The organism is Nonomuraea sp. NPDC002799 (genome assembly GCF_053592075.1).
The window spans coordinates 1-10,483 of the sequence record NZ_JBSFVA010000086.1 but is presented as its reverse complement, the minus strand read 5'-3'; the positions used below and the strand labels follow the sequence as shown (position 1 = coordinate 10,483).

At 71.3% G+C, this 10,483-nt stretch carries 9 protein-coding genes; 3 read left to right on the top strand and 6 right to left on the bottom strand.

Features of this window, described 5'->3' with window-relative positions:
- Both ACWD0F_RS51130 and ACWD0F_RS51125 read left to right on the top strand, forming a co-directional pair.
- A partial coding sequence (locus ACWD0F_RS51130; protein WP_449890289.1) for a phospholipase D family protein occupies positions 1 to 490 on the top strand: 490 nt, incomplete at its 5' end.
- A 191-nt stretch (positions 491 to 681) separates the two neighbouring features.
- Positions 682 to 2,793 carry an ATP-binding protein gene (locus ACWD0F_RS51125; RefSeq protein WP_449890288.1) on the top strand — a complete coding sequence of 704 codons (2,112 nt, stop codon included), beginning with the start codon at positions 682 to 684 and terminating at the stop codon, positions 2,791 to 2,793.
- A gap of 85 nt (positions 2,794 to 2,878) precedes the next feature.
- On the opposite strand, the gene ACWD0F_RS51120 is transcribed toward ACWD0F_RS51125, so the two are convergent.
- The 6 genes from ACWD0F_RS51120 to ACWD0F_RS51095 form a co-directional block, all read right to left on the bottom strand.
- The gene (locus tag ACWD0F_RS51120) at positions 2,879 to 3,673 is read right to left on the bottom strand and encodes an amino acid ABC transporter permease (protein WP_449890287.1); all 795 of its coding nucleotides are present in this window, start codon (positions 3,671 to 3,673) and stop codon (positions 2,879 to 2,881) included.
- Entirely contained in the window at positions 3,670 to 4,338 is a 669-nt protein-coding gene (locus tag ACWD0F_RS51115; protein WP_449890285.1) for an amino acid ABC transporter permease, read from the bottom strand. The genes ACWD0F_RS51120 and ACWD0F_RS51115 overlap by 4 nt, the downstream gene beginning before the upstream one ends.
- A 4-nt stretch (positions 4,339 to 4,342) precedes the next feature.
- Positions 4,343 to 5,179: a glutamate ABC transporter substrate-binding protein gene (locus ACWD0F_RS51110; RefSeq protein ID WP_449890284.1), complete on the bottom strand. Its 837-nt coding sequence runs from the start codon at positions 5,177 to 5,179 to the stop codon at positions 4,343 to 4,345.
- Positions 5,180 to 5,198: 19 nt separating this feature from the next.
- Positions 5,199 to 5,975, bottom strand: coding sequence for an amino acid ABC transporter ATP-binding protein (locus tag ACWD0F_RS51105; protein WP_449890282.1), 777 nt, complete (start codon positions 5,973 to 5,975; stop codon positions 5,199 to 5,201).
- 81 nt (positions 5,976 to 6,056) lie between these two features.
- Positions 6,057 to 6,887: a glutamate ABC transporter substrate-binding protein gene (locus tag ACWD0F_RS51100; RefSeq protein ID WP_449890280.1), complete on the bottom strand. Its 831-nt coding sequence runs from the start codon at positions 6,885 to 6,887 to the stop codon at positions 6,057 to 6,059.
- Positions 6,884 to 7,570 carry a response regulator gene (locus tag ACWD0F_RS51095; protein ID WP_449890278.1) on the bottom strand — a complete coding sequence of 229 codons (687 nt, stop codon included), beginning with the start codon at positions 7,568 to 7,570 and terminating at the stop codon, positions 6,884 to 6,886. The genes ACWD0F_RS51100 and ACWD0F_RS51095 overlap by 4 nt, the downstream gene beginning before the upstream one ends.
- A 157-nt stretch (positions 7,571 to 7,727) precedes the next feature.
- Between ACWD0F_RS51095 and ACWD0F_RS51090 the strand changes: the two genes are divergently transcribed.
- The coding region (locus tag ACWD0F_RS51090; RefSeq protein WP_449890276.1) for a response regulator at positions 7,728 to 10,483 on the top strand (2,756 nt) is incomplete at its 3' end.

Sequence of the window (10,483 nt, the reverse complement as noted above, 5' to 3'; positions counted from 1 at the left end):
CCAGACCCGCGGCGTGCGGGCCCGGTTCTTCCCGCAGGCGAGCGGTGACCCCATCGTGGACGCCCTCGGCGACGTCTCCTGCCGGCGCGGCACGAAGATCCGGGTCGGCATGTCCGAATGGGACACCTACCGCGTCGCCATCGCCGAGCGCCTGCGCGACCTGGCGGGCGCCGGGTGCGAGGTCCAGGTCGTGTACGGGATCATCGACGACGAGGTGAAGACCGTCCTTTCCGCGCAGCCCGGCGTCGAGCTGAGCACCCTCGGCTCCGGCAGCGCGCTGCCCGGCCGCATCCACTCCAAGTACCTGCTGATCGAGGGCTCCTACGCCGGCGACCGCAAGGCGCACGTGGTGTTCACCGGCAGCCACAACTACAACGAGACGTCCCTGCGCCACAACGACGAGACGCTGCTGCGGCTCGACGACAAGGGCGTCTACCGGCAGTACGTGGCCAACTTCGACCGCATGCGCGCCGCCGCTGCCGCAGCCTAGGAGACCCGCGTCAGCGGAGCCGGTCATCCGGCAACGGCTCTGCCGCGCGCGGCGGGCTCCGCCGATCGTCCGAGACGACCGGAGCCCCCTCGGTTGAGCGGTCACTTTCGCACTTCTCACGGCGAATCGAATCCCCGTCGGGCAAGCTGGCGTCACCGAGAGCGGCGGACCGATCCGGACGGGTGAGGATCATGATGATGGGTGGGCGGCACGCGGGCAACCTGCCGCCGGAGATGTCGAGTTTGGTAGGCCGTCACGAGGAGCTGGCCAGGATCCGGAGATCGTGCCTGCGATCCCGGCTGGTGACGCTCACCGGTGTGGGCGGCGTGGGCAAGACCCGGCTGGCGCTGCGCGCCGCCGCCACGCTGCGGGGCCGCTTCGACGACGGCGCCTGGCTGGTGGAGCTGTCGGCGCTGGACGAGGGCCTGCTGGTGCCGCACATCATCGCCGAGGCGCTGCCGATGGCCGACCGCACGACCCGGCCGATGATGGAGGTGCTGGCCGAATACCTGGCCGACCGGGAGCTCCTGCTGGTGCTGGACACGTGCGAGCACCTGATCGACGCGTGCGCGCGCACGGTGCGGGCGCTGCTGGAGGCCGCGCCCAAGCTCACCGTCATCGCCACCAGCCGCCGCCCCCTGGACGTGCCGGACGAGCAGGCGCTGACCATCGAGCCGCTGCCGGTCCCCGACGCCGGCGGCACGGGGCCGCAGGACGCGGTGCTGCTGCTCGCAGAAAGGACCGCCGTCGTCGTGCCCGGCTTCGCCGTCACCGAGCACAACCGGGCCGGTCTGGCCCGGTTGTGCCGCCGTCTGGACGGCCTGCCGCTGGCGATCGAGCTGGCCGCGGCCCGCCTGCGCGAGTTCACCGTCGACGAGCTGTGCGAACGGCTGGAGGACCGGTTCGAGCTGCTGGGCGACGACGAGAGCAGGGTGCTCCGCGCCGGGCCGCGCTGGCACGGGGCGCTGCGGACCGCGATCGGCTGGAGTCACGAGTTGTGCACCCCCGCCGAGCGGTTGTTGTGGGCCCGGGTGTCGGTGTTCGCCGGCAGCTTCGAGGACGAGGCCGCCGTCCAGGTGTGCGCCGACGCGCGGCTGCCCGCCGGCGGCATCGCGGCGCTGCTCGAAGGGCTGGTCGCCAAGTCGATCCTGACGTGGGCGCCGACCGGCGGCGGGGAGCGCTACCGGATGCTGGAGAGCATCCGCGAGTACGGCGCGGGCTGGCTGCGCGAGCTGGACGAGCAGGACGACCTGCGCCGCCGGCACCGCGACTTCTTCCTGCGCCTGGCCCGCCGGGGCGACGCGGCCTGGCTCGGCCCCGACCAGGTCGCCCTGATCGACAGGGCCACGACCGAACACGACAACCTGCGTACGGCGCTGGACTTCTGTCTCGCCTCACCCGGCGACCACACCGCGGTCGAGCTGGCCGCGGCCCTGTGGTTCTTCTGGTATCCGTGCGGGTTCCTCCGCGAGGGCCACCACTACCTGGAACGGGCCCTGTCGCTCGACACCGAGCCGAGCACGATGCGCAACCGGGCCCTGTGGGTCTGCAGCCTCACCCTCATCGTGCAGGGCGACGCCACCGCCGGCCTCGTGTGGGCCGCCCAGTGCGCCGCGACGGCCGAGCAGCTCGGCGACCCCCCCTCGGCGCTCGCCGCCCAGGCCATGGAGATGGCCGCGGCGACGATCCGCGGCGAGCTGGCACGGGCGATGGACCTGGCCGACGAGCTGCTGAGCGTGTACCGGCCCGAGGACGACCTCAGCCTGCCCACGCTGCTGGCCCAGTTGTGCCGCGCCCACGTGCACACCGCCGAGGGCCGGATCGAGGAGGCGATCAACGCGCTGGAGGAGATGTGCGCCGCCTGCGACCGGTACGGCGAGCACTGGATGCGCGCCTACGCCGACCTCTTCCGCGGCCAGGCGGAGCTGGCGCTCGGGCGGCCCGAGGCCGCGCAGTCGTATGCCCGCGCGGCGCTGGAGGTCAAGCACCGGCTGCACGACAACATCGGCATCGCCCTGGCCCTCGACGTGCTCGCCTGCGCGGCGGCGGCCGCCGCCCAGGGCGCGCACGCCGCCCTCCTGCTCGGCCTGGCCCAGCAGGTCTGGGACACCGTCGGCCGGGCGCAGATCGGCATCCGGGCCTGGGTCGCGGCCCGCGAGGCGTGCGAGGAGCAGGCTCGCGACGCCATCGGCGACGAGGCGTTCCTGGCGGCCTTCAGCGCCGGTTACGACACCGGCCTGGAGACGGGGATCGTGCACGCGCTCAAGCCGGCCCCCCGCAACGCCGGCGACGACCGCGCATAGGGCCGCGCGGGAGCGCGGCCGACGGGTCCGGAGAGGGGTTTCCTCTCCGGACCCGGCACAGCGGACCTTCGGGTGGGCGTCCGCGTCAGCGCCGGCTCAGCCGGTAGGCCAGCCGGTCCAGCGACAGGTTGATCACGATGAAGATCGCCGCGATCAGGATCGCCGCCGGGATCACGTTGGAGAAGTTGGCCGCGATGCCGTTCAGACCGCGGTCCACCAGCTCGTCGTAGCCGACGATGAGCCCGAGCGCCGAGTCCTTGAGCAGCACCACGAACTGGCTCACCAGGGCGGGCATCATGGCCTTGAGCGCCTGGGGGAGCAGGACGAGGCGCATCGCCTGCCCCTTGCGCATGCCCATCGCGTACGCCGCCTCCCGCTGTCCCTTGGGCAGGCTGTGCACCCCGGCGCGGATGACCTCGGCGATGACCGAGCCGTTGTAGAGCGTGAGCCCGAAGACGACCGCGGCGAAGGCCGAGATGTTGACGCCGATGAGCACGTACGAGCCGAAGAACGCGAAGAAGATCAGCAGCAGCAGCGGGACGGACCTGAAGAACTCCACCACCGTCGCCGCCGGCACCCGGATCCACCGGTGCTCCGACATCCGGGCGGTGGCGAACACGAGCCCGAACAGGCCCGCCAGCACCACGCCGACCAGGGCCGCGGCCAGCGTGCCCGCCAGCCCCGGCAGGATGAAGGTGGCCCAGACGTCCCCGCGCAGCAGCGGCGTCCACTTCTCCGCCGCCCACTGGTCCTTGGCGTCGAAACGCACGTAGACCAGGTAGGCCACGGCCAGCAGCACGACCGCGACCCCCGCCGCCGCGAGCCGGTTGCGGCGGATCCCGCGCGGGCCGGGCGGCTCGTAGAGGTTGGCGTAGCTCATCGCGTCACCGCCACGCGGCGCGACAACCAGCCGAACAGCAGGCCCATGGGCAGGCACAGGATCACGAACCCGGCCGCGAAGCCCAGGAAGATCTGGATGACCTGGTCCCCGTACGTCTCGATCATCTCGCGCATCCGCACGGACGCCTCGCTCACGCCCACCACCAGGGCGATCGTGGTGTTCTTGGTCAGGGCGATGAGGATGCTGCCCAGCGGCGCCACCACGGCGCGGAACGCCTGCGGCAGCGTGATCAGCCCGAGCGTCTTGACGAAGCCCAGGCCCAGCGAGCGGGCGGCCTCGGCCTGCCCCACGGGCACCGTGTTGAGCCCGGAGCGCAGAGCCTCGCAGACGAACGCCGAGGTGTAGGCGGTCAGCCCGATCGAGGCGAGCCAGAAGTTGTTGGTCGCGATGTCATCGGACAGCTCGACCCCGAGGTTCGCCCCGATGCCGAGGCCCGTGAACAGCAGCACCAGCGTGAGCGGGGTGTTGCGGGCCACCGCGACGTAGGCGGTCGCGGCTCCGCGCAGGGTGGCCAGCGGGGCGACCCGCATGGCGGTCAGCAACGTTCCCAGCACCAGGGAGCCGAGCGCGCTGACCGCCGTCAGCCGTACCGTCATCCAGAAGGCGGCGAGGATCGTGTCGCCTTCGATCAGCAGCGCGTCCATCAGATCAGTACTGCTCCAGCGTCGGGGCCTGGGGGGCGGCGAAGCCCGAGGCGCCGACGCTGCCGTCGATGGCCTTCTTCCAGCTCCCGTCCGAGAACATCTTGGTCAGCGCGGCGTTGACCGCCTTGCGGCCGTCCGTGTCGTCCTTCTTCAGGCCGATGCCGTACTTCTCGGTGCTGAACGGCTTGCCGACCACCTTGAGCTTGCCGGCGTGCTGCGCGGCGTAGCCGGCCAGGATCACGTTGTCGGTGGTGATGGCGTCGAGCTGGCCGCCGAGCACCCGGTCCACGCACGCCGAGTACGTCCGCTCCTCCTGGAGCTGCACCTCCTTGGCGTACTCCGTCTTGACCTTCTGCGCCGGGGTGGAGCCCGCGACCGAACAGAGCTTCTTGCCGTTGAGCGTCTCGGGCCCGGTCAGCGCCGAGTCGTCGGCCCGGACCAGCAGGTCCTGCCCGGCCACGAAGTACGGCCCCGCGAAGGAGACCTTCTGCTTCCTGGCGTCCGTGATCGAGTACGTGGCCACGACCATGTCCACCTGGCCCTGCTCGATGAAGGCCTCGCGGTTGGCGGACACGGTCTCCTTGAACTCGATGTCCTTGGCCTCGACGCCGAGCTCCTTGGCCACGTACTTGGCGACCTCGATGTCGAAGCCGGCGAAGGCCCCGTCGGGGGTGCGCAGACCGAGGCCCGGCTGGTCGGCCTTGACGCCGATCACGAGCTTGTGGTCGTTCTTGGCCTTCTCCACGATGGAGTTGTAGCTCTCCGCACCACCGCCGCAGGCGGTGGCCGTGGCGGCCAGCGCGATCACGGCGAACGTGGTGTAAAGGGATCTCCCGAACATGACTGGCTCCTTCGGTGATTCAGTGGGTGAGGATCTTGGCGAGGAAGGACTTGGCGCGCTCGGTGCTCGGCGTGTCGAAGAAGACGTCCGGGGTGTTCTGCTCGACGATCTCGCCGTCGGCCATGAACACGACCCGGTCGGCCGCGCGGCGGGCGAAGCCCATCTCGTGGGTGACCACGACCATGGTCATGCCGTCGCGGGCCAGCGACGTCATGACTTCGAGGACCTCGTTGACCATCTCGGGGTCGAGGGCCGAGGTCGGCTCATCGAACAGGATGACCTTGGGATCCATGGCCAGCGCGCGGGCGATGGCCACCCGCTGCTGCTGGCCGCCCGAGAGCTGCGCGGGGAACTTGTCGGCCTGCCCGCCGATGCCCACCCGGTCGAGCAGCTCACGGGCCTTGCGCACGGCCTCGGCCTTGGGCCTCCTCAGCACGTGGACCTGGCTCAGGACGACGTTGTCCAGAACGGTCTTGTGCGCGAAGAGGTTGAAGGACTGGAAGACCATGCCCACCTCGGCGCGGAGCCGGGCGAGCAGGCGGCCCTCAGCCGGCAGCGGGGTGCCGTCCACGCTGATCGTGCCGGAGTCGATGGTCTCCAGCCTGTTGATCGCGCGGCACAGCGTCGACTTGCCCGCCCCTGACGGGCCGATGATCACCACGACCTCGCCCTGCTGAACGTTCAAGTCGACGTTCTTGAGCACATGGTGATCGCCGTAGCGCTTGTTGACCTGGTCCAAGACGATCAGGTCCGTCTTGTTGACCTGGTCCAGGACGATCAGGTCCGCCTCGGTCATACCTCACGCTCCTTGTCTCGGTCAGCGTTGGCGTAACCGTAGGAGCCGTATGTGTCACCGAAGGGCTTGTGATCGTTCTGCTCAGCGATTGAACGGTTTGGACTGATCGGGGTTGGTCCGGGACACTCCGATGGTGCCGGTGTAGGCCCGGTCCCACTCGCCGTCGCGCAGCCACCGGGCGATCAGCCCGTTGAGATAGTCGCGGAAGCCCGTGTCCTGCTTGCGGATGCCCATCCCGTACGGCTCGCGCCCGAAGGGCTTGCCGACCAGGCGCAGCGCGTCCGGCTGCTTGGCGAGCAGGCCGAGCAGGATGGTGTCGTCGGTGCTGATCGCGTCGACCCGCCCGTTGATGAGCGCCGGCACGCACTCGCTGTAGGCGTCGACGATCTCCAGGTCCGCGCCGGGCACCCGCTCGCGCAGCCGGTCGACGGAGGTCGAGCCGCGCGCCGTGCACACGGTCTTGTCGTCCAGGTCGTCCAGGTCGGCGATGCTCATATCGCCGTTCCTGACCAGGATGTCCTGCCCGGCGTAGTAGTACGGATCGGTGAAGGCGACCAGCTCGGCGCGGGCCGGCGTGATCGAGTACGTGGCGATGACGACGTCCACGACCTGCTGGGACAGGAAGTTCTCCCGCTCGCGCGAGACCGTCTCGATGAAGCGGATGTTGCGCTCGCTGCCGGTCAGGTCCTTGGCGATCAGCCGGGCGATCTCGGCGTCGAAGCCGGTGATCCGCCCGCCGCTCGGATCCTTGTAGCCGAACAGCGGCTGGTCGAACTTGATGCCCACCGTGAGGACGCCGCGCTCTTTGATGCGCGCCATGGGCGAGCCCTCGGGGAAGGGGCCGGCCTCGGCGCAACCCGCTGGCAGCAGGCACAGCAGCACGGCGACCAGAGCGGCTCGGAGCGGGGTCACCGTACGCGGTACCGGTGCTGCGGCCGCCCGGTCGGCCCGTACCTGGGCCGGCCCTCGACCTGTCCCCGGTCGGCGAGGTGCTCCAGGTAGCGCCGGGCCGTGGCCCGGCTGACGCCGATCACGGCGGCCAGCTCGTGCGCGGAGATGTCGTCCTCGACCGCCGCCAGCGCGTCCAGCACCGCCTGCTCGGTCGCGGCGGAGATGCTCTTCGGGCGGGGCGACTGGTCGGAGTGGAGCGAGCGGAAGAGCCGGTCGATCTCCTGCTGCTCGGCGAAGCGCACCCCGGAGGCGAGCTGCTCGATCGTGGCCGCGTAGCGCAGCAGCGTCTGCTCCAGCGTGGTCGCCCTGGTGGGCTTGACCAGGTAGTACAGGGCGCCGTGGCGCATGGCGGCGCGCACCGCGGCCGACTCGTTGTGCCCGGAGATCACGATGACGTCGGAGGGCGGCAGGTCCGCCCGCCGCAGGCGGTGCGCGACCTCCAGTCCCGGCAGGTCGGGCAGGTGCAGGTCGAGCAAGATGAGGCGGGGCGCGAAGCGGCCGGCGGCGGCCAGCGCCGCCTGCCCCGTGTGCGCGATTCCCACCACTCTGAACCCCAGCACCCGGTTCACCTGCGCGTGCAGCGTCGCGGTGACGATCGGGTCGTCGTCCACGATGAGAACGGTGATGTCCCTGGGCTCAGGCACAGCCACGCTCCTCGTCGATCTGATGGCGATCAAGGCAGCTTAAGCACCTTTTGTTAAATTAAATCGTGTTTTGCGCGTTCTGCTCACCAGGATCCTCCGTGAACGCGTGATCCTCTTTAGTCTGTAGCGCGAGTGACGAAGGGGAGGACGGACGCCGGTGAGATGGCTCCTCGCGGTGACGGCCCTGTGGACGCTGCTCGGCCTGCTCCCCCTGGCGTTGCTGACCTCATCCAGCATCTCCCTGTCGGAGCAGGCGGTGAGCGACGAGGTCCATGACCGGGTCAGGATCACCGCCTCGGTGAGCCGGGTCGTGGTGGAGCAGCAGATGGGCTCGCTCAAGCAGCTCGTCACGGCCTTCGCCAAGCGGCCCGACGTGCGCGAGTCGGTCGGCGACCTCGGTCCCATCACCATGCGGGGGCACCTCGGCGAGCTGCAGCGCATGCGCGACGGCGTCAGCGGGCTGATCCTCATCTCGGTGGAAGGCGACGTGCTGGGCGTCGAACCGCCGAGCGGGCTGCCCCAGGACATCAGCGGCACCGACTGGTACCGCGCCGTCCGCGACAGCCGGCAGGCACACGTCTCGCAGGCGTACACGCCCACGATGAAGGGCGTGTCCAGGGCCGTCGCGGTGGCCGCGCCGATCCCGAGCGCCGACGACAAGCGCATGATCGGCATCCTCACGGTCGTCTACAGCCTGGACGCCATCCAGAAGTTCGCCGAGGAGGCCGCGGTGGCCCAGGGCATCCGGCTGCTGATCACCGATCAGGCCGGCGTGCTCGTCGCCGACCCCGGCCGGAAGCTGTACGCCCTCACCTCGCTGCGCGAGGACCCCCGCGTGGACGCCGCGCTGGCGAACCGCACCTGGGACGGCGAGTTCCACGGCATCGACGGCACGGTGTTGTCGGCGTCCGAGCCGATCCCCAGCGTCGGCTGGACCGTCACCGCCGAGGTGTCGGCCGCCGAGGCCCTGGCCTCCGCCGAGCAACTGCGGACCAACGTGCTGACCGTCGCCGCCCTGCTGGCGCTCCTCATCCTCATCGGCCTGGGCCTGCAGATCCACACCACCCGCGGCCGCCGCCGGGCGCAGGCGACCCTGGCCAGGTACGCGGCCGAGCTGGCCGCGGCCAGGGACGAGGCCGTCAGCGCCTCCTCGGCCAAGTCGGAGTTCCTGGCCAAGATCAGCCACGAGATCCGCACCCCGATCAACGGCGTCCTCGGCATGAACTCCCTGCTCATGGGCACCCGGCTGGACGACGAGCAGCGCTACTACACGACCACGGCCCAGGAGTCGGCCGGCAACGTGCTGCGCCTGCTCGACGACTTCCTCGACATGTCCAAGATCGAGGCGGGGCATCTGCAGGTCGAGGAGGTGCCGTTCGACCTGCCGCGGTTGTGCGACGAGGTGGTCGCGCCGTTCGCGCCGCACGCCTACGAGCAGGGCCTGTGGCTCACCCTGCGGCTCGACGAGGACGTGCCGCGGCAGGTGACGGGCGACCCCGCGCGGTTGCGGCAGATCCTCACGAACGTGGTCGGCAACGCGCTCAAGTTCACCGTCCAGGGCGGCGTCGACCTGCACGTCAGCCTGGACGAGGGCGAGCGGGGCGACGAGCGGGTGGTGTTGCGGTTCTCGGTCGCCGACACCGGCATCGGGGTCGGGCCGGGCGACCGCGAGCGCGTCTTCGGCGTCTTCCGCCAGGTCGACTCGCCGATCACCCGCAGGACCGGCGGAAGCGGGCTGGGCCTGGCGATCAGCCGGCAGCTCACCGAGCTCATGGGCGGTCAGATCGGCCTGGACAGCGTGGAGGGCGTGGGCAGCCGGTTCTGGGTGACGCTGCCGGTGGACGTGGTGCTGTGGTCCGACCGCGGCGGCATCGACCGGCGGGCCGCCGGCAGGGCGGCCCTGAACGGGCACGCCGCCGATCCTGCGGCCGGCGACGCGGGCGCGCCGGAGCCGGGCCCCGACGCGCTGGAGGGGCGGCGGGCGCTCGTCGCCGACCCGCGGCCCGAGGACCGCGCGCTGGCCGGGCGCTTCCTGGGGGACGCCGGGCTCGCCGTGGAGCAGACGCGGGACGCGGTCTCCGCGCTGGCGCTGCTGCGGGCGGCGGTGGGCAGCGGCCGGCCGTACGAGCTGGCGGTGGTCGCCCTCGACCTCGGCGCGGCCGGCACGGATCCGGACTCCGGCTCGGGGGAGTCGCTGGCCGCCGCCATCCTCACCGACCCGGTGCTCCACGCCACCAGCGTCATCGTGGTCGTCACCCCGGGCCGCTCGGGCTTCGCCTGGCCGGTCGCCCCGGACGAGCGCACCGTGCAGTCGATCACCCGCCCGCTCAGCCGCCGCCGCCTGCTGGCCGCCGTGGAGAACGCGCTGCGGGCCGGCGAGAGCCCGGGCGAGCCGGGCGACGGCGCCGAGCCCGGGGGGAGCGGCACCGTGGCGCGGATCCTCGTGGCCGAGGACGACGAGGTGAGCCGGCAGGTGGCGCAGATCGTGTTGCGGCAGGCCGGGCACGAGGTCGAGGTGGTCGCCGACGGCGCGCAGGCCGTGCGGGCGGTGCTGGCCGGCGGCTACGACCTGGTGTTCATGGACTGCCAGCTTCCCGTGCTCGACGGCCTGGCCGCGACCGCGGAGATCAGGGAGCGCGAGGAGACGCACACGCCGATCATCGCGATGACCGCGGCCGCGATGCCGGACGACCGGATCAGGTGCCTGGAAGCGGGCATGGACGACCACCTGGCCAAGCCCGTGGACTGGCCGCACGTGCTGGCCCGGATCCCGGAGTGGGCGGCGGCGGCCGCGCTTCCGCCCGAGCTGGCCGGGTTGTCGCAGGAGGCGCTGGCGGACATCGCGCAGGCTTACCTGGCGACCGCCATGAGCACGTTCGAGGAGTTGTCGCTCGCGGTGCGGGAGGGCGACCT